General features: G+C 52.5%; 16 protein-coding genes. 8 read left to right on the forward strand and 8 right to left on the reverse strand.

All coding sequences use genetic code 11. The annotated features are described in order from the left end of the window. Positions 1-48: 48 nt before the first annotated feature. Positions 49-765, forward strand: coding sequence for a TonB C-terminal domain-containing protein (locus tag O5O45_RS17540; RefSeq protein WP_305900668.1), 717 nt, complete (start codon positions 49-51; stop codon positions 763-765). A gap of 38 nt (positions 766-803) precedes the next feature. Here O5O45_RS17540 and grxD read toward each other — a convergent pair whose 3' ends face one another. Then, positions 804-1,124 (reverse strand): Grx4 family monothiol glutaredoxin, encoded by a 321-nt coding sequence (gene grxD / locus O5O45_RS17545; protein ID WP_305900669.1) that lies wholly within the window; start codon positions 1,122-1,124, stop codon positions 804-806. A gap of 352 nt (positions 1,125-1,476) precedes the next feature. Here grxD and O5O45_RS17550 point away from each other — a divergent pair, with 352 nt between their 5' ends. The 5 genes from O5O45_RS17550 to mep72 all read left to right on the forward strand — a co-directional run bounded on the left by O5O45_RS17550 (position 1,477) and on the right by mep72 (position 7,984). Continuing rightward, on the forward strand, positions 1,477-2,673 hold the full coding sequence (locus O5O45_RS17550) for an aspartate aminotransferase family protein (RefSeq protein ID WP_305900670.1): 1,197 nt from the start codon (positions 1,477-1,479) through the stop codon (positions 2,671-2,673). 92 nt (positions 2,674-2,765) lie between these two features. After that, positions 2,766-3,680, forward strand: coding sequence for an ornithine carbamoyltransferase (argF, locus tag O5O45_RS17555; RefSeq protein ID WP_305900671.1), 915 nt, complete (start codon positions 2,766-2,768; stop codon positions 3,678-3,680). Position 3,681: 1 nt separating this feature from the next. Then, the gene (locus tag O5O45_RS17560; RefSeq protein WP_305900672.1) at positions 3,682-4,734 is read left to right on the forward strand and encodes an ABC transporter ATP-binding protein; all 1,053 of its coding nucleotides are present in this window, start codon (positions 3,682-3,684) and stop codon (positions 4,732-4,734) included. Between the two features lie 622 nt (positions 4,735-5,356). After that, complete coding sequence (gene bamI / locus O5O45_RS17565; RefSeq protein ID WP_305900673.1) at positions 5,357-6,112, forward strand: biofilm-associated metzincin protease inhibitor BamI; 756 nt, start codon at positions 5,357-5,359, stop codon at positions 6,110-6,112. Between the two features lie 27 nt (positions 6,113-6,139). Then, positions 6,140-7,984, forward strand: coding sequence for a biofilm-associated metzincin protease Mep72 (gene mep72, locus O5O45_RS17570; RefSeq protein ID WP_305900674.1), 1,845 nt, complete (start codon positions 6,140-6,142; stop codon positions 7,982-7,984). 45 nt (positions 7,985-8,029) lie between these two features. Here mep72 and O5O45_RS17575 read toward each other — a convergent pair whose 3' ends face one another. Together O5O45_RS17575 and O5O45_RS17580 are read right to left on the reverse strand one after the other, a co-directional pair. Continuing rightward, positions 8,030-9,598: an ATP-binding protein gene (locus O5O45_RS17575; protein WP_305900675.1), complete on the reverse strand. Its 1,569-nt coding sequence runs from the start codon at positions 9,596-9,598 to the stop codon at positions 8,030-8,032. A 20-nt stretch (positions 9,599-9,618) separates the two neighbouring features. Continuing rightward, entirely contained in the window at positions 9,619-10,356 is a 738-nt protein-coding gene (locus O5O45_RS17580) for a response regulator (protein ID WP_305900676.1), read from the reverse strand. Positions 10,357-10,650: 294 nt separating this feature from the next. On the opposite strand from O5O45_RS17580, the gene O5O45_RS17585 reads away from it, so the two are divergent. Continuing rightward, positions 10,651-11,424: a GNAT family N-acetyltransferase gene (locus O5O45_RS17585; protein WP_305900677.1), complete on the forward strand. Its 774-nt coding sequence runs from the start codon at positions 10,651-10,653 to the stop codon at positions 11,422-11,424. A 32-nt stretch (positions 11,425-11,456) separates the two neighbouring features. Next, on the forward strand, positions 11,457-12,251 hold the full coding sequence (locus tag O5O45_RS17590; protein ID WP_305900678.1) for a lysophospholipid acyltransferase family protein: 795 nt from the start codon (positions 11,457-11,459) through the stop codon (positions 12,249-12,251). Here O5O45_RS17590 and O5O45_RS17595 read toward each other — a convergent pair. The 5 genes from O5O45_RS17595 to O5O45_RS17615 all read right to left on the reverse strand — a co-directional run bounded on the left by O5O45_RS17595 (position 12,231) and on the right by O5O45_RS17615 (position 18,773). After that, on the reverse strand, positions 12,231-12,686 hold the full coding sequence (locus O5O45_RS17595) for an FKBP-type peptidyl-prolyl cis-trans isomerase (protein WP_305900679.1): 456 nt from the start codon (positions 12,684-12,686) through the stop codon (positions 12,231-12,233). The genes O5O45_RS17590 and O5O45_RS17595 overlap by 21 nt on opposite strands. Before the next feature lie 106 nt (positions 12,687-12,792). Beyond that, positions 12,793-14,964, reverse strand: coding sequence for an acetyl-CoA hydrolase/transferase C-terminal domain-containing protein (locus O5O45_RS17600; RefSeq protein WP_305900680.1), 2,172 nt, complete (start codon positions 14,962-14,964; stop codon positions 12,793-12,795). 295 nt (positions 14,965-15,259) lie between these two features. Next, on the reverse strand, positions 15,260-16,801 hold the full coding sequence (locus O5O45_RS17605) for a methyl-accepting chemotaxis protein (protein ID WP_305900681.1): 1,542 nt from the start codon (positions 16,799-16,801) through the stop codon (positions 15,260-15,262). A gap of 331 nt (positions 16,802-17,132) precedes the next feature. Then, positions 17,133-17,453, reverse strand: coding sequence for a hypothetical protein (locus O5O45_RS17610; protein ID WP_305900682.1), 321 nt, complete (start codon positions 17,451-17,453; stop codon positions 17,133-17,135). A 153-nt stretch (positions 17,454-17,606) separates the two neighbouring features. After that, a complete protein-coding gene (locus tag O5O45_RS17615; RefSeq protein WP_305900683.1) occupies positions 17,607-18,773 on the reverse strand; it encodes an alpha/beta fold hydrolase in 1,167 nt (388 codons plus the stop codon). Positions 18,774-18,782: the final 9 nt, after the last annotated feature.

The following is an 18,782-nucleotide window of genomic DNA, read 5'->3' on the forward strand; positions in this document are numbered from 1 at the left end:
TCATGAATTAAGTTAAATTCACTGCAGACCTCAAGTCCTATATATTTTATGTCTGACAGTGAATTTAACGGCGGGCTCACCGCCAACGCTATCTTCTTCTCCATCCTTGCTCACGCAGGCATACTGCTTCTACTATTTTCTATCCAGCTTCCACAAAAAGAAAATTCAACAATTACAGTCACCCTCAGCGTACGAGCGCCCAGCTCCCTAGAAACTCAAACCCAAAGCGAGCCGATACAAACCGATGCGCCAAAGGACATTGTCGACGACACACTTCCATGGAAAGGCAAGCAACAAGATACTTTCTCGGGAATACCTCGCAGTAATGCAAATCGCACCAACTTGAGCTGGGTAAGCGACCTGTTTAAGGGGGAGCCGCCGCCCAATGATAAGAGGTCTAATACGTCGGAAAGCAAAGCATATGAAATGGACGCATCCATCTTGGAGCTATTAAAAAGCCAACCATCAACACATTCGACATTCTGGCCCTATCTCGTTCGCCACTTGGCGCAAAATCGTCTATACAATAATCAATATGAATATAGCGACCTTACAGAGCCCCGTATGGTCGTACTCAAGTTGCAATTTCAAGAAACAGGAATGTTAGTTAAAGCGGAAGTTGAGAGAAGTAGCGGGGACGAGAAGCTGGACGCTGCGGCGATTCGCAGCGCATACGCCGCCAACCCCTATCAACGCCCACCTTCTACAGACAGCGTATTTGGTTACAGTTATCTGGTTCAGATCCTGTACACCCCTGCCAGCTAAGCTATAGCTGCAGGACCAAAACCGCATATTCGAAATGATTACTCTGTGACGGCAGCGCCCTTCACCATTCCTTGCAATTCGCCAGATTCGTATAGCTCAGTGACGATATCGCATCCGCCAACCAGCTCGCCTTTAATATAAAGCTGAGGATAAGTCGGCCAGTTAGAGTAGGTTTTCAACGCTTCGCGAATTTCTGGATGCTCCAGAATATTCACATAAGCAAATTTCTCACCGCAGGCCATCAACGCCTGAACAGTCCGAGCGGAGAATCCGCACTGAGGAGCATTGGGCGACCCCTTCATAAAAAGAATGACAGGGTTGCTGGTCAATTGCTCTTTGATAACTTCGATGACATCCATAAACCTAACCTTTAATAACAGTCATTGAGTGATTGGTTGACTATTTTACTATGTTTTTAAGCGCTGGCGATGTCGATTTAAACAGACATCGACATAGTGCGCTAAAAATAAGGTGCTTCGCCCTTTCTGGAGTGGAAGTATACGCGAAAAAAATCGCCTCTTCAGGGACAATTCATCCCCCTCTTAACCAGAAAATTTGAGCCAGATCAGGGCCTCCCTGGGCTTCGTTGCCATGTGTAACAATTATCTATACTATAGCTGTTGGAACAGGCAGCCGGGGCTGCCTTTTTGCGTTATATAGGGTTTTCAACCATATATAGAGTTTAAGGTTGTATATAAGAGGACGAAGAAAATGGCCGGTCCAACCCTGATGAATACTTATGGCAGACTGCCCATCGCCTTTACGCATGGAGAAGGTTGCTGGTTATACGATACTCAAGGCAACCGCTATTTTGACTCAGTAACCGGCATCGCCGTATGTGGGCTGGGTCATGCGCACCCTGCCGTTTCCGAAGCAGTTTGCAGCCAATCCAAGAAGCTTTTGCACTGCTCCAATCTTTATCAGGTTCCTCTACAGCAACAACTGGGCGATCTATTGTGTCAAGTCGCCGGTATGGACAGTGTCTTCTTTTGCAACTCTGGCGCCGAAGCCAATGAAGCCGCCATCAAGTTAGCCCGTCTATACGGTAAAAAGAAAGGTATTGAATCGCCTTCAATCATCGTCATGGATAACTCATTCCACGGCCGCACCCTCGCCACTCTGAGCGCAACTGGCAATCGTAAAGTGCAGGCAGGGTTTGAGCCGCTGGTGTCGGGCTTTGTCAGAGCGCCATACAACGATATGAGAACCCTGGAGAATATCGCCCGCGCAAACAATAATATCGTCGCGGTGCTAATGGAGCCTATTCAGGGTGAAGGAGGCGTTAACATCGCCCCAGTAGAATATCTCCATGCCGTGAGAAAGCTGTGTGACTCCAAAGGCTGGCTGTTGATGCTGGATGAAGTGCAAACCGGCAATGGCCGCACTGGCGCTTACTTCGCTTATCAAGACTACGGTATCGCCCCTGACGTCGTAACAACCGCCAAAGGCCTGGGCAATGGCGTACCTATTGGCGCCTGCCTGGCCAAAGGCGTCGCCTCCGAGGTGTTTCATCCCGGTTCGCACGGCTCTACGTTCGGCGGCAACCCACTAGCTTGCGCGGCGGCGATGGCGGTCATCAAGACGATTCAAAGCAACAATTTGGCCGAAAGGGCCCGCACTCTCGGCGAACAAATCCTCAGCAAACTAAAGCAGGAGTTGGGCGGAGCCGAATATATCAAGGATATCCGCGGCAAGGGTCTGATGATCGGCATAGAAATGACTGAGTCCTGCCCCGAATTAGTTCCCCTGGCGCAAACAGTGGGACTGCTGATTAATGTCACGTCTGATCGCGTAATCCGGCTGTTGCCAGCATTGACTATGACGGACGTTGAAGCCGAACATCTAGTAACGACACTGGTGCGACTGATCAAGCTCTACGCTGCGGACGATCGAAAAAAACCAAGGTAGGTTTATAGCCGTGCATACTGAAAGGCGACTGCCGTCGTCTTTCATTCCTTCTATATTTGTCTTAAACCTACTGAAATGGCGAGTAACGCACCATGAGCATCAGACATTTTCTGACATTGTGTGACTTTTCCCCGGCTGAACTGGATTATCTGATTGAGCGGGCCATCCAGCTGAAAGCCAAGCATAAAAGCAAGCAGGCCTATACACCGATGCAAGGTCAGGTTCTGGGAATGATTTTTGAGAAGTCCTCCACCCGGACTCGCGTCTCTTTTGAGGCGGGAGCGGCGCAGCTTGGCGGTTCAGCCATATTTCTTTCTCCTCGCGATACACAACTGGGGCGCGGAGAACCCATTGAGGACAGTGCACGCGTTCTGTCGCGCATGGTGGACATCATCATGATCCGCACCTTTGAGCACAGCAAGCTTGAGCTGTTCGCCAAGTATTCCTCTGCGCCAGTTATCAATGCGCTGACTGACGACTACCACCCCTGCCAACTTCTCGCCGATATACAAACCTATATCGAACATAGAGGCTCCATCCGTGGCAAGAAAGTCGCCTGGATTGGCGATGGCAACAATATGTGCAACTCATACATCAATGCAGCGCGCCAATTCGGATTTGAGCTGGCGGTCGCCTGCCCCCAGGGTTATGAGCCAATGCAGTCGTTAGTAGAACAGAACGCGGACAGGGTGAAGATATTCCGTGACCCGTCTGACGCCGTCGCAGGCGCCCATTTGGTCGTTACAGACGTATGGGCCTCCATGGGTCAAGAGCAAGAACAGGCGGAGCGGGAAAAAGCCTTCGCCAAATTCCAGGTTTCCCCTGACTTAATGAATAAAGCCGCGCCTGATGCGCTGTTCATGCACTGCTTGCCCGCACACCGAGGCGAGGAAATCAGCACAGACATGCTGGACGACCAACGCTCCGTCGTCTGGGACGAAGCGGAGAACCGCTTGCATGCGCAAAAGGCTCTCATGGAATTCCTGCTCTACGGCAAGCAGGTTTAACATGGTAGCGAGCGCCCCCCTGCTGGAGGCAAAAGACCTTAGCTGCGGCTATGGTGACCAGGCAGTCGTATCTCACCTGTCTTTTCAGCTGAACAAAGGCGAAATAGCCAGTTTGCTTGGCCCCAGCGGCTGTGGCAAGACAACAGTTCTACGTGTACTGGCGGGCTTTCAGCCCGTCTTTGCAGGAGAAGTGAGAGTAAACGGCGCGCCGGTTTCTACGCCATCCACCACCGTACCGACGGAGAAACGCCAAGTCGGCATGGTGTTCCAGGATTATGCGCTATTCCCTCATCTAAGCGTCGCGGCGAATATCAAGTTTGGCCTGCACAACCGTTCCGCGACGGAGGCGGACGCCAAGCTGAGAGACATGCTGGAGCTTACCGGCATGACAGCTTACGCCAATGCTTATCCTCATCAACTTTCAGGAGGCCAGCAGCAACGTGTCGCCCTGGCTCGCGCGCTTGCGCCAGATCCAGTGCTGCTGCTAATGGATGAACCCTTCTCCAATCTGGATGCGGAGCTTCGTTCGCGCCTCAGTCTGGACGTCAGGGAAATACTCAAAAAGCGGGACATTACAGCTATTTTAGTGACCCACGACCAAAACGAAGCCTTTGCCATGGCTGATCATGTTGGCATTTTGCATGGAGGAGGCTTACAGCAGTGGGATACGCCCTATAATCTGTATCACGAACCCGCCAACCGCTTTGTCGCCAACTTTATCGGCCGCGGAGCCTTATTACCTGGCGTATTGACCACCCATGACAGCGTTGAAACTGAACTTGGCGTCATTCGCGGCAACAGGGCTTACCCCTGGAATCCGCAGCAGGCCGTTGAAGTATTGATCCGTCCTGACGATTTGGTATTCGACGACACCTCCCCTCAGAAAGCCAAGATTATCGACAAGATATTCGCTGGCTCCTCGACACTCTATCGGCTCCTACTCAGCTCGGGGCGCAAACTGGAAGCACTGACGCCCAGCCACCAGGACTTTCCTGTTGATGCGGAAGTCGCCATCCGCCTGAAGGCCGAGCATTTGATCGCGTTTAAAAAATAAAGGCGCAGTTCAGCTCTGAAGTCTGAAGTCTGAAGTCTGAAGTCTGAAGTCTGAAGTCTGAAGTCTGAAGTCTGAAGTCTGAAGTCTGAAGTCTGAAGTCTGAAGTCTGAAGTCTGAAGTCTGAAGTCTGAAGTCTGAAGTCTGAAGTCTGAAGTCTGAAGTCTGAAGTCTGAAGTCTGAAGTCTGAAGTCTGAAGTCTGAAGTCTGGAAGGCGGGCAAAAAAAGAGGGGCCAAAATAGCCCCACAATGAAACAAGGAAAGTTCGATAGAACTACAACCTCAAAGAGTCATCCCTTACGAAACGAATTATGAATTTCTCCCGTCTTCGTGTCTGTTAGAGAAGTGTCGCCTTATGTAACAAATGGTAAGCAAAAAGGCCTAACTCCTTATTTTCACATCACCTAAATCCACTCATCCTAAACCCCCAATATTTACACCCTCCAAAAACCTGACCAAGTAGACAAGCAAGAGTAAGCCATTAGTCCAATGCCCATTTGCACGATTGAGGCGTTGACGTCATTTGGCTAAATTTTCGGACCGCCCGGTAAGATCGCTCGTTTATGGATGAATGTGAGCGGAATGTTAACTGTTCTATTCCAAACACAGTCAGAAAGGAACGCAAATGAAGAAGCCAATGATCCTGGGCGCAGCCGGTCTGGTCGCCTTGGCGTCGGTCGTGGGGATACTTCGCTATTCCGACGGCCCCAAGCCAAGCCCCGACACGCCAGCCGCTTCCAATGAAGCTCAACCTGGAGGCGCGGCCCCCGCTAACGCCGCACTCAACCCTCCAGCGCCGCTTGACGCCCAATCTAGGACCACGACGTCACAGCCCCCCGCTAACACAGCGACGCAGGCTGATGCGGACTTTTCCGCTGACGGACCTCCGCCTGAACCTGTAAATGATGAGCTGGACGCTAACGACTCCAACGAAGTCATGTCTATGTGGAGCGCTCCAGGGGAAGCTGAAGATATTGTTGTGAACGGCATCCCCGCCAAAAGGATGCACGCCAATATGGAAGCGCTGGATAAGCTGCGCGTGGGAAGGCAGTTGGAACTGCCCATCCCGCAAAGAAATGAATCGCTGCTTGCGGAAATCACTTCCACTCACAATCAGCTGGACACCATAGAAGTCTGGAAAGGCCCGCTGGTCGGCGGCGCTCCGACAGATAACGTTATCATCACCCGCGGAGAGATGGACACGCATGTAGTCATCGCCACCCGCACCGGCACTTATTCCGCTGTCATCAATAACGACACCGGACAGGTCACCCTTACCGACGAAGGCGAAATAAACAGCCGGATCACCCCAACTGAAGACGGCGTGCCGATTCCACCTCTGGATCTACCCACGCCCGAGCAGCCTCAAAGCAACTCATAAAATATAAATGAAAAAAGGAAAACTATAATGAATTTTAGTAAAGCCGCCGCCCTCATGTTCGCCGCCAGCGTCGGAGCTGGCTCCGCGCATGCGAAGAACACCGTAGACGTACTGGTTTTGTACATTGACCAAGCGACACAGACCTCCAACGGTCGCGATATCGACGCCCGTATTGCGTCTTATATCGAGTACAGCAACCAAGCCTACGAGAACAGTAATGTTGATATGCGTCTGCGCCTTGTCGGCTCGGAAAAGATCAACTCAAACTATGTTTATGTAAACAGCTCCAACTTAGATTCCTTCAGTCGCAATAGCACTGTTGCCTCACTGCGTCAGAAGTATGGCGCCGATCTGGTAACCCTGATCAACCTGCGCGAACCCATGAATGGCGGCTATGTGTGCGGTATCGGTTATGTTCCACCAGGAAACGCCAGCTCAGGGCAGCTTTACAGCAACGCCGCGTCAGCCGGTTTCAGTCTGGTCGGCGTAGATTGCGGATACAGCACTTTCACACACGAACTTGGCCATAACATGAGCCTTGGCCATTCCTACGTTCAAAACTCGCAAGGCGGCATCTGGTCATGGGCCCGCGGCCACGGCGTGTACGGCTCATTCAGTACGATCATGGCCTACCCACACGCTTACAACACCCGTAACCAGCTGCAGATGATCTCCAACCCTGACATCAATAAATGCGAAGGTCAGGCTTGCGGCGTCAGCGCCGGACAGAGCAACGGCGCCGATGCGGCGCAAAACCTGCGTAAGATTGGCGATCAGATCGCAGCATTCTTCCCCACCAAGATCGACGACGGTGGAGATGGCGACGACAACGGCGGGGATGATAATGGCGGAGATGACGGCGGCGATAATGGAGACAACGGCGACGACACTACCGTATGCAGCAAGCCGGAGTTGAACGACAACCTGGTAGAAGACGGCGACTTCAATGAGCTGTCCAGCTGGACAAGCTACAGCAATGCTGGCGATCTGGGGCAGGCTTACCTTAAGAAAGACTGCGGCCGCGACTATATTCTGGAAATTACCAATCGCTCAGCCTATTACTCTGGCGCTTACCAGAAATTAACAGGCAAACTGAAAGCTGGCGTTGAATACAAGTTAACCGCCAAGCTCGGCCTGGGTGAAAACGGCAGCCGTGAGAATATGCGCGTTGTATTTAAAATATCCGATGACAGCGGCACGCACTATCAGTACCTCTCCCGCGCCTCTTTCACCAGCAGCGAAATGTCCAAGTATGAACGCACCTTTACGCTGGACGCCAAAGGCTCAATCCGTGACGTAGGCATGTTGATTTACGGCGCCAGCGCTGGCGTAGACATGCTGGTTGACGAAGTGAAGATTGTTCCTCTCAACCGCGACGGTGACGATGGCGACGACAACGGCGGCGACACTAACAATCCCGGCGGCAAAGAAATCATCAATGAAGGGTTTGAGAATGGAACTCGCGGCTGGAGCAACTATTTCGGAACCAGACTTTACCTGAGCGACACCGCCGCTTCGGGCAAGTACAGCCTGCTCAGCAGCTACCGCTATCGCTGGTACTCTGGTCCTGGATTCAATGCACATGGCCTGTTGGAAGCTGGCAAGCCTTATCAGGTCAGCGCTGACGTTTACCTGACCAGCAGCCGCCGTTCGTCCGATAAAGCAGAATTGTGGGTTTACTACGTTGATAATTCCGGTGGCCACTGGAAGAAACTGGGCGGCCAGGATATCGCCACCTCGCAATGGCAGAACATTAGCGGCGAGTTGAACCTGTCTCCGAATGGGACTATCTCTCAGCTGCGTCTGCATGTGATTGGCGCACAACCATCCACCAGCATGTACATCGACAACCTGAAAGTGATCAGCAAGTAGGGAAAGCGATATAGATTTGAAAGCGCAGCTCAAGCTGCGCTTTTTTTATGCCCCTTGTTTACGGGGCCAGACCAGACTGAACTTGGCGCCGCCAAGGTTTTCGCTGCGACCGACAAAAGCTTGGCCGCCATGCCAGTATAGAATTCGACGAACAATGGAAAGACCCAAACCGTATCCACCGGAACTACGGGTGCGGCTATCATCTAGCCTGGCGAATGCCGTAAACACGCGCTCCCAATCCGACTCAGGAATGCCCGGACCATCGTCTTCAACATCAATACGGCAGGTTTCCTGGCCGAAATTACAATGCACAACTACTTTGGATTTAGCGTAGCGCGTTGCATTGCCCACTAAATTCTGCACGGAGCGATGAATATAGCGGGGCTCGACCTCAGACACTTTCCAGCGATCCGAACCTCGTACAAATTCAGCGCTGATTTCCAGGTTTGGTTTAACAGAACTCTGCTCTCCCACCACCTGATTGACAATGTCTTTAACGTTCGCTTCCTGGAAGTCCAGGATAGGCCCGCCCTGCTCCAAACGGGCGTATGTGAGGATTTCATCAATCAGCTCGTTGAGTTCCTGTATATCCGAATCGATTCCCGACAACTGCTTGTGCAGGAACTGATCTTCAGTACTGTCTTCAATCATCTGCACGCCAAAGCGGATGCGGGCGACCGGCGTACGCAATTCGTGCGATACCGCATGAATCATTTCCCGCTGCACCGCCACCAATCGCTGAATATGCTCCGCCATGCGGTTAAATACCGTTCCAAGGCGACCAACGGCGTCAAACCGGTTGTCATCCACCCTGGCGTCCAACTCTCCTCGCGCAATGCGACTGGCCACGGTTTCCAGTTTACGCAAGCGGCGCTCAAGCTTTTCCAGCAGCAAATAAAGTGTGGCGCCGATACATACCAGCCCGGCGACAATCAGCGTCGTCAACACCGGCCAGGCCCAGGGATTGAAAGTCGGCACTGGGTCAATTTGTAAGATGAACTGCTTATCGAAAGAGACAGCCAGCGCATCGCCTTTGCGCCCTTGCGACGGCAATGAGGTCCATCCCTCTTTTAGAAAGCGTCCCTGAATGTTAGCGGGCCACTCTGCAATCACACTAAGGGGGGCAAGGCTTGCTGACAGGTTGAAGGCCCTTCCCAACTCCAACAGCGTGTCTTCACGAGACTCCTTGGCGACAGCGCGAGTCTGCAACGAAATCAGTCGCGCCGCCCACAAAGCGCTTTCCAATGGCAGGTCGGCGAAATAGGCGCCCAGCATTTTATCTGGACCAGCTTGAGCGAAGGCATGTATGCCGGCGTTATTGGAGAGCACGATGGTTTGCCCGTAGGCCAGGCGCTCCCGCTCCAACCGGCTGAACTCAAACTCCGCTGGAGCGAGCAAATCAAATGTCAGATCGGCGGTGGTGATGGATTTAAGGAATTCCAGCCGTTCTTCCGGCTGTTCTATGACCCAGTTGAATAGCGGCGCCACGCGTTGTTCACGATACTGCAGGTAGCGCACGGCGTTGATGGAGTGGAAAAGGCCCAGTGCTATAACTGCATATACAAGCAACGATAACGCAACGCCGCTGTATACGCGCAGAAAGACGTTATTCACAGTGAGCCCTGTTGTCCCGGTTAGGCTTCTTTAACGAAGAGGTATCCTTTGCTACGCACCGTTTTGATTCGTCTGGGATGCACCGGATCGTCCCCAATCTTGGGTCGAATACGGGAAACTCTGACGTCGATGGAGCGGTCCTGCCCATCATACTCAATACCGCGCAGTGCGGTGAAAATCTCTTCCCGGCTGAGCACCCTGCCGGCGCTGCTGGCCAGCAACCACAATAAATCGAATTCCGCGCTGGTCAAGTCGATGCTCTGATCTTCCAACCAGGCTTCGCGCATAGAGCGATCGATTACCAGGTTATTGAATATCAGACGCACCGGGCCGTCTCCGGACTGTTCGGCGACCGGCGACTCTGCGGCCGCTTCGCCCTGCTCCTTCACCCTGCGCAGCAACGCACGGATTCTCGCCAGCAACACCCGCGGGCGCACCGGCTTACACATATAATCATCCGCACCCATTTCCAGGCCCAATACCTGGTCCAGGTCATCTGTACGCGCTGTCAGCATCAGAATGGGGCCGTTATAACTCGGTCGTACTTTACGGCAAATGGAAAGACCGTCTTCGCCCGGCAGCATCAAATCCAATACGACCAGATCGGGTTGCTCATTCTGAATTCTCTCAACAGCTTTACTGCCATTGGGCTCAACGGAAACCATCAAGCCATTCGATTCAAGATACTCTTTGGTAAGATCGGCCAAACGTTCATCATCTTCAACGATCAATATGCGCCAAGCTTCATTAGTATCCACGGTGTCCGTATCTCTCACATTATAGATTTTGAGTCCCGTCCCTGCCCCTGTCGCCACCCTTTCCTGAATGGCCCCCAATAAAATTTAGAATTATTCGTGACTTATAGAAAAATAGCACTTTTATCCACATAAGTATAACCAGTCTTACAAAAATTACCCCTTTCTCAGTCAAGCCATTTAGCAAGTACACCAACGCTTACTTAAAAACAATTGTCATAAAGCAGTAACTACAACGTCACCCCCCTGTCACGTGATCGCCATAGTATCCGCCAAAACACTATAAAGAGAATTACTATGCACACATCAGGTCAGCGAGTCGTCTTAGCCAAGGCGGAATCAAAGAAAGCGGAGCTCTTCGTTCGCGTGGCGCAGCGTAGTGAAGAGGTGATCATGGCGCAGCAACTGCGCTACCGGATATTTACGGAAGAGTTCGGCGCCAACCTCCATAGCCCGGTTCCAGGACTGGATTGCGATAGTTTCGATCCTTTTTGCGATCACCTGTTGGTGAAAGACAACATCAGCGGACAAGTGGTGGCCACCACTCGTTTGCTTGCCGATGACAAAGCCAGACTGGCGGGCAGTTTCTATTCTGAAAGCGAGTTCGATCTCAGCGCAATCTATCAGCTGCCGGGACGCAAACTGGAAATTGGCCGCACCTGCGTGCATCCGGCTTTCCGCAACGGAGCCACCCTGGCGTTGTTGTGGTCCGGCATCGCCAAGTACGTCATTGATAATGAATTCGACTATTTATTGGGATGCGGCTCTATTAGCGTGATAGAGGGTACGGCGGAAGCCTGGTCTATCACGCGCCAGTTACAGGAGCGCTGCCTCACGGCGGAAAACGCCAGAGTCATCCCCAAACGGACCTTGCCCCAGCCTGCGGGCCCTGTTCCCAGCAAGTCGGCGGTTCCTCCTTTGATCCGTGCTTATATGCGCCTAGGCGCCCAGATTGGCGGCGATCCATGCTGGGATCCTGATTTCCAATGCGCCGATTTGTTTATTTTGCTGCACATCGATGCACTGGCTGCTCGCTACGCGAAGCACTTTATGAAAGAAGCACAAGCCTGACCACTGCGCCTGACGCCTGGAGGAAGGACGCCATGAATTCAGTACGCCTGTTCCTGAGAGCCTCGATTCTGATCCCCTACCTGATGTGGGGCGCAGTGCTTGCCGCGGTTGTGAGCGTCATTGACGCCATCAAGCCAGGCCGACTGCAGCGCGCGCCAATCGCTCGCTTCTGGCTGGCGGGTTTATGCCGGGTACTGAACCTGCGCATTCACGCTTCCGGTGAACTCCATGACGGGCCGGTGATGGTGATCAGCAACCATATTTCATGGCTGGATATTCCGGTTCTCGGCGCTATTAAGCCGTTACACTTTCTGTCCAAAGCGGAAGTCAGAAGCTGGCCATTCATTGGCTGGCTGGCGGCGCAGGCCGGCACCTTATTCATTACTCGAGGCGGCGGTAAGGCGCGGCAAGTGGTGACGGAACTGGAATCCTGCATGCGCGACGGCGCCACGACGTTGATTTTCCCAGAAGGCACAACGACAGACGGCCAGCGGGTCAAGAAATTCCATGGTCGTCTATTGAATGCCGCGATTCAGGCGCAAGTTCCGATACAACCCATCACTCTGCATTACCGACGGGACAATGTGCCGGATGCTTATGCGCCTTTTATCGGTGACGACGAATTCGTGTCGCATTTGGTAAGACTGATGAAAGCCACGCCGACAGATGTCTACGTGGCGATTCACCCGGTCATGGAAGTCGCAATGGATACGCCTGCGGAAAGCGTCGCCAGGACGGCTCAACAGCAGGTTGAAACATCGCTGCAGCAAATGTACTGGAGCAACGATCCCAAGCCTGACTGGGCGTTAGCCGACGGCGTAGCCTGATTTGATTTCGTCATCGGTGGCTTCGCGCACCGATCTGACGTGAACTTCGAAGTATAGAGTCAATCCCGCCAGAGGATGGTTGGCGTCCACAAGCACTTTTTCTCCGTGGAGGCTGACCACCTTGATCACTTTGCGCTCGTCCCCGGATTGAGTCTGAAACAGCATGCCCGGCTTTAATTCGTCAACGCCTTCAAACTGATTGGCTGGCACCAATTGCACCAGTTCTTCCTTCAGGGCGCCATAAGCCAGCTCAGGAGGAATCGTCAGCGATACAACATCGCCTGCGGTATGCTCCGCCAACCCTTGCTCAAACCCTGGGGTCACCTGCCCCGCGCCCTGCATGAACACCAGAGGCTCGCCGCCAAATGACGTGTCGACCACCTCTCCTTCGGCGTTTTTCAGGTTGTAATCCACGGTAAAAACTTTCGGTCGCATAATTCTGTTCCGCAAAAAGGCGGGATTCTATCACGAAGCGCCTCGCCTGTTTTACGTGAAGCCGCTAATTTATGGCGAAGACGCTGTCTTAGACTCAGCCCTCGGTTCAGCCAGCCATTTCCGCAATCAACAGCTTCTGCTCCATGCGTTCTCTGATTTCCTGGGGCTGATCCAATTTCATACGCTTGAGTATCGGCGCAAGCTCCAATGGCGTCTCCCGCACATGAAAAGCGCGCCACAGCGCCTGCGCCAAGCCTAACTTGGTTGAAGTTTTCGCTTTCAACGCCTTCAGCGCTTTGCCTATCTTCAGCTCTTCCTCGGTAAACTCACACCCGAACGGAAAGGCGGGGAACAGGCCTTTGGCGCTGTACTTTTGATGCAAGGTGCGGAGTTTTTCGGGCGTATTGCTACGGTAGGCCTCCGGCAGAATATAGTCCGCCGGCACTTTACCCGCGTGCTTCGCCTGTTGTAGCAACTCATCCTGAAAGCGTGAATCTGCGACTTTGATCAGCTCGATGTACACATCTTTATCCGATTTGCCGCGCACATCGGCAATGCCGTATTCAGTCACGAAAATATCCCGCAAATGACGGGGTATCGTCATATGCCCATAGTTGAAAATAATGTTGGAGAGACTGCGCCCACCGGAGTTACGTGTGGATTTCAGCTTGATGATGGAACGCGCCTGAGGGATCTCGTGAGCCATAGCGACAAAGTTATACTGCCCCCCAACGCCGCTGACCACTTTCCCATTGCACAGCCCGTCCGAAATCACCGCGCCGTTCAACGTCACCATCATCGCGGAGTTGATGAAGCGGGACTCGGCGCGCTGCGCCACCTTCAACGCCTGTGCGCCAAACTTGTGGTCATACAGGTGATTAATGAAGTTGACGCTGGTCATGCAAAACTTTTGATGCTCTTCGTCGCTGAGCCCATGCAACATGTCATAAAAGCGTTGCGGGCCCAGGAAAAAGCCGCCATGCATGACAACCCCGCCTTTCAAACTCTCGCCCAGGCAGATCGCTTCGATCTTCGTACGCGCTTCCTGAGAACTTAAATCCGGTTCGATCGGCTCCCCTTGCCATACCAACGCACCGCCTTTGAATTCAACCTGGGGTTTGAAAATGCCGTACTTAATCAAATACTGCACATCCCGGGCGCGCAGTTTGGCATGAATGACATCCGCGTCGACCAGCGCGTCCAGGATGCGCAGATCCACCTTGGTGGAGATATCCCCCTGATTCAGCAGCCTTTGCAGAACCAGGTCATCAAAGACTTCACGGGTGAGAATGCCAGCCTTATAGAGATACATAAAGCCATCGACCATCATCTCACTGCATCCATATAATCCTTGGGACAAAGGATCATCTCCGCCAATGGCTTCAACGACCGGAAACTTGTCACACAAGTCCAGATCCCGCATCAGTTCACGGTATACCTGATTCTGCTCCCTGCGCAGGATCGTGCTGTAAACCAATGCGCTGCCTAGAGAACCGATCCCCACTTGCAGCGTGCCGCCGTCACGAATCAGCGTACTGGCGTGGAAACCAATAAAGTGATCCGAAGGAGATATAGTCATGTTAGGCGTCGCGAACAGAGGATGATCAAAGTCCCGGCTATCCACTACGAAATCAACCCGCTCTGGCTCCAGTACGGCATGATTGTGCATAAAAGGCAAACGGCGATTGACCATACCCACTATAGCGATCGGCGCCCCCTGCGCAGCTAGTTCGTGCAGCATGGGCTCCAGGTCGATGGACAGATCCGGATTACAGCTGAAGCTATAGTAGGGCTTACCATCGATTTCGCGATAGGCCAACATCTGCAGCACCACATTAACGCCGTTAGCAATCAGATCTCTTGCGGCGTGAGTGTAGTTGCTGCTCATGTAATTCTGCTGTTGCCGGGCGTTGTTCAAATAGCTGCCGGCTTTAAAAAAGAACTCCGCCACCTCCACATTACGGGGCAGACTGTTGTTACGAAGGTCAAGCACGTAGTCCAAGTCGGGGACGCCGGCGAATTGCCGTTCGACGAAAGGTTCCAGGAAGTTGCGCTCTAATTTGCTGCGGCCAACCGGCTTTTCCAGAGACAGTGCGGTGACAATTTTCAAACTAAGACTGGCGTCATCTTTGGCCCGCTGGTAGATCGCATTCACGAGAGGAACAGGCTTACCCAGGCCAAGAGGCAGGCCAAGCACGATCTTTTTCCCCACTCTTTCAATAATAGCGTCGACGCAATCGGACAACTTCCTGAAGGTCCGTGGACGTTCTTGACTCATAATCGCTGGTTCCTTTTGTTATTTTTCGCCAACCACAATTCGACGGCATGCAACCCAACCCGCGGTCAGCCGTCATAAACTTGACGTTGAAGACTGTCGCTCTGGGAACGCTACATGGCGTCAGGGATCGCCGCCGTGACTCACGCGCCCAGTATGTGAATGAACACTAGGAAATGACTTGACGATCGTCAATAGAGAATCAAACCGACCATAGGATAAATCCTAGCGCACTAAAAAAGCGGCGCATTTGCGCCGCTTAGCGTAGCAAGGTCGCATCCATGCGCGGTTATGAAGGTTAAATCTTGAATTGACGCACCAAGTCGCGCAGACGTTTGGCGTCCGCAGAGGACTTCTGGTTCGCTTCGACGGTTTCGCCCGCACGGACAACGGAGTCTTCCGCCACTTTGGCGATATTGACCACGTTTTCGTTGATCTCTGATACCACTAGGCTCTGCTCGTGGGCGGCTTCTGCAATGAATGTGCTCATCTCCGTAATCTTGTCCACCGCTCCGGCGATGATTTCGATAGACTTGCCCGCCTCCTGAACCTGAGTTACGCCATGTTGCGCCTGATCTTTCACCAGTCCCATACCCGCTTTGACTTCCTCGGTGGAGTGTTGCAATCGCGCGATGATCTGCTGAATTTCGTCGGTAGACTCATGAGTGCGTTGCGCCAGGGTACGCACTTCGTCCGCCACCACGGCGAAGCCCCGCCCCTGTTCGCCAGCTCGCGCCGCTTCGATTGCCGCGTTAAGCGCCAGCAAGTTTGTTTGCTCGGAAACACTTTTGATAACGTCCAGGACCGTGCCGATATTCTGACCTTCCACCGCCAGCTTCTCCGTCACGTCCGTCGCATGATCCACTTCTTTGGCCAGGCTTTGAATAACCGTGATGGCCTGCTGCACGACTTTCTCGCCCTGCTGCGCCGTTTCATCCGCCTTCTGCGTAGCCTCTGAGGCCTGCGCCGCACTTTTGGCGACGCCATCGATAGCGGAGGACATTTCCGTACTGGCGGTGGCCACCATATCTATTTGTTGCTGTTGATTGCTCATCTCCCTGGAGATTTCCTCCACCTTGCCGCTCGACTCGGTAAAGCTGTGCAACAATTGATCCGAAGTCTCCACGACCTGCCCGATAATGCCCTGTAGCTTCTCTATAAATATATTGAACTGCTCGCCCAAAGCCGCAAATTCGTCTTTACGCTTGAACTTCAGACGCTGCGTCAAATCTCCGTCACCCTGCGCGATATCACTGATGGCGCGGGTGACGTTATTCAATGGCGTCAGCACTGTGGTTTTCAGCAGCAAAATCATGACCGCCGCCAAAATAGCGTCCAGAACGATAATCTGCACCACCGCTTTCATAAAGACTCGATCCAGAGCGACCTTGATCGGCGTCTGATCAATATAGAGTTCAACTTTACCGACTTTATTTTCCGCACCACTTTCCACATAGATCAAATCGCGACTCAAAACCATATCCTGACTCAGGTCGGGCAGATCGGCGCCTTCTTCGACCTTTTTAATTTCTCCTTCGCTGCTTTCCTTATATTGGGCGGCCAACCTGTTTTCTTCGTTACTAACGACGATGCCGGCCACAATTGCGTCCTGCATTTCCGATTCGATGTTACGGTTCAGGAATTCCGTTTCGTAGTTCCATATAGGAGCCGGCAGGCTCAGCGACAACCGTCCAAGTATGTTATTCGCGCTTTTTTCAAGTCTCGCCTGTACTTCGCTTTTCGTCGTCGAGTAATCGAAGTATCCGAAACCGATCAACATAAGCGTCGCCAGACTTAGAAACAGCAACGGCAAACGGACACTGATACTTGATAAATTCATCACACAGCCTCAAACCGGATCACATGACAGAAATTTGGGCGTACGGAAAGAATTTTCAGGGTTATTCCAAGCTATCCTGGATAACGACCTGATATATGTCGGGAAAGTTTTCCGCACGTACTTAATGAATAAGTCTATACCATGCTGTGTAATTCGCCATTTTACGCAGGACAATCAGGGCGCAGGCGAAGGAAAAAATTGTAAAAGGTCAAAAAATAGATAAGAGGGGGGAAGAACTTGCTTGGAGGTCAGCTGGAAGGGATTAACGGTGGGATTTAGCGCCAGACTCGCGCCCTGACAACGCCAGGAGCGCCTACTCATCAGAAATTATTCAGAAGTTCCAGGAAACAGAAACGCTTACACCTTCTTCGATGGCGTCAAAATTATATTGGGGACGGGAAAGCACTTGTCCGAAAGTCGAAGGACGATGGCCTTGAGGTTCGACGTCTACGGCGCCTTTCAGAAACTGGTTGGCCAGCATCACCAGCGCCCGACGTACGCAATCACCAGCGCCACCTTCACTGACTGCGCCCTGAGCGGTGTAATTTTGATCCGCTGGCCACACTGCATGAACGGGTTCTGCTGCATCTACGCGGGAGACCTGACCGGCAACATTCAGAACCAGAAGGAGGGCGAATAGTCTTAACATCATGGCGCTGGTCTCCGAAAACAACTTACGGGTTCATTTCTATGGCTTTAATACTACTGTATAAAATTCACCCGCGACGTGACTAAGTTATCAAAAGCCATACTTTCGTCTTATTTTGGCCATAATTATGACAAAAAGTAGTCTTTGTCACGTTTTTTATGCCTGTGACGCTTTTTCGCCAGACCTTTGCGCCAGCCAGTCGGCGCTGATCGCCCATACGTTTTGCGGCGCTTTTGCTCCAGCAAACACGCCGGCATGGCCGCCGGGAGCCACACAGAACTCCTTGTCTTCAGTAGAAACAATGTCCAGCACCTTGTGAGCGGCTTTAATGCTGACCAATTTATCCGTGTCGCCAGCGAACGCCAGAATCGAGCACTTGATGGCGGAGAATTCCGCAGATGTCTCCCCCATCTTCATACGCCCTCTCGCCATCTGGTTCTGCAGGCCCATCGTCACCAGCATCTCTTTGATGGTTTGCCCTGGATAATCCACCATATCGTTAAACCACTGGCTCATGGTGGTGTGATTCTTGACAAACTCCCGGTCCCACAGATTCACCAGCAGCTCCAGCGAGCTGATCAGGCTGCCCATTGGATTGGTGAGCTTGAACGCCAGAGAGTTCACCCAACCTGGGATGTGCAGAAAGCGTGCAGGCAGGTCCATGAGCGAGAAGTTTAATACCCGGGAAATAATATTGGCGGGCCGGTAAACCAAGGACAGAACCCTTCCCGCCATACCGCTCTGGTGCATGTCCACAGGGCTCGCCACTGTCACCAGATTGCGAATATTCGGGTCCTGAGTCGCCGCAGCGTACATTAAAGTGAGTAACCCACCCATGCAGTAGGAGAAAAAAGAAACGTCTTCGCGACCGCTATGCAGACGTATTTGTCGCAACGCGTCGGGCATCCATTGCATGACATAGGTTTCCAGGGACAAGTGGGAGTGGTCTTCGGTCACTTCTCCCCAGTCGATCAAATAGACGTCAAAGCCTTTGGCGAGAAAGTAACGGACAATGCTGCGTTGCGGCAGAATATCGAAAATCATTGAGGTCGCCGCCAGCGGCGGAACCAGCACCAGCGGCGTGTGCTGTTTCACTCTTTCGACCGGGATGGCTTCATCGCCGACCTGAATTTCATCCTCTTCAAGCGGGAGATAATGGCGCACTGACATAATGCCGTCGCGATAGATTTCTTCATACGGGCTCAAGTTTGCGATGAAGAAATTCTCGGAAAACAGATAGCGTTCAAGGGCATTGAGGGCGCCCCACATTAGTTTCTCCGACCAGGCTGGGGTTGGGGTTTCCGCCTTTACATCCGCGACCATATTTTAGTG

This window comes from Hahella sp. HNIBRBA332 (genome assembly GCF_030719035.1).
In the GTDB taxonomy this organism is placed as follows: Bacteria; Pseudomonadota; Gammaproteobacteria; order Pseudomonadales; family Oleiphilaceae; genus Hahella.

Coding starts and splice junctions, on each gene's coding strand:
- O5O45_RS17540 (WP_305900668.1), top strand. CDS start 49: ATGTCTGACAGTGAATTTAACGGCGGGCTCACCGCCAACGCTATCTTC.
- grxD (WP_305900669.1), bottom strand. CDS start 1,124: ATGGATGTCATCGAAGTTATCAAAGAGCAATTGACCAGCAACCCTGTC.
- O5O45_RS17550 (WP_305900670.1), top strand. CDS start 1,477: ATGGCCGGTCCAACCCTGATGAATACTTATGGCAGACTGCCCATCGCC.
- argF (WP_305900671.1), top strand. CDS start 2,766: ATGAGCATCAGACATTTTCTGACATTGTGTGACTTTTCCCCGGCTGAA.
- O5O45_RS17560 (WP_305900672.1), top strand. CDS start 3,682: ATGGTAGCGAGCGCCCCCCTGCTGGAGGCAAAAGACCTTAGCTGCGGC.
- bamI (WP_305900673.1), top strand. CDS start 5,357: ATGAAGAAGCCAATGATCCTGGGCGCAGCCGGTCTGGTCGCCTTGGCG.
- mep72 (WP_305900674.1), top strand. CDS start 6,140: ATGAATTTTAGTAAAGCCGCCGCCCTCATGTTCGCCGCCAGCGTCGGA.
- O5O45_RS17585 (WP_305900677.1), top strand. CDS start 10,651: ATGCACACATCAGGTCAGCGAGTCGTCTTAGCCAAGGCGGAATCAAAG.
- O5O45_RS17590 (WP_305900678.1), top strand. CDS start 11,457: ATGAATTCAGTACGCCTGTTCCTGAGAGCCTCGATTCTGATCCCCTAC.
- O5O45_RS17595 (WP_305900679.1), bottom strand. CDS start 12,686: ATGCGACCGAAAGTTTTTACCGTGGATTACAACCTGAAAAACGCCGAA.
- O5O45_RS17600 (WP_305900680.1), bottom strand. CDS start 14,964: ATGAGTCAAGAACGTCCACGGACCTTCAGGAAGTTGTCCGATTGCGTC.
- O5O45_RS17605 (WP_305900681.1), bottom strand. CDS start 16,801: ATGAATTTATCAAGTATCAGTGTCCGTTTGCCGTTGCTGTTTCTAAGT.
- O5O45_RS17610 (WP_305900682.1), bottom strand. CDS start 17,453: ATGATGTTAAGACTATTCGCCCTCCTTCTGGTTCTGAATGTTGCCGGT.
- O5O45_RS17615 (WP_305900683.1), bottom strand. CDS start 18,773: ATGGTCGCGGATGTAAAGGCGGAAACCCCAACCCCAGCCTGGTCGGAG.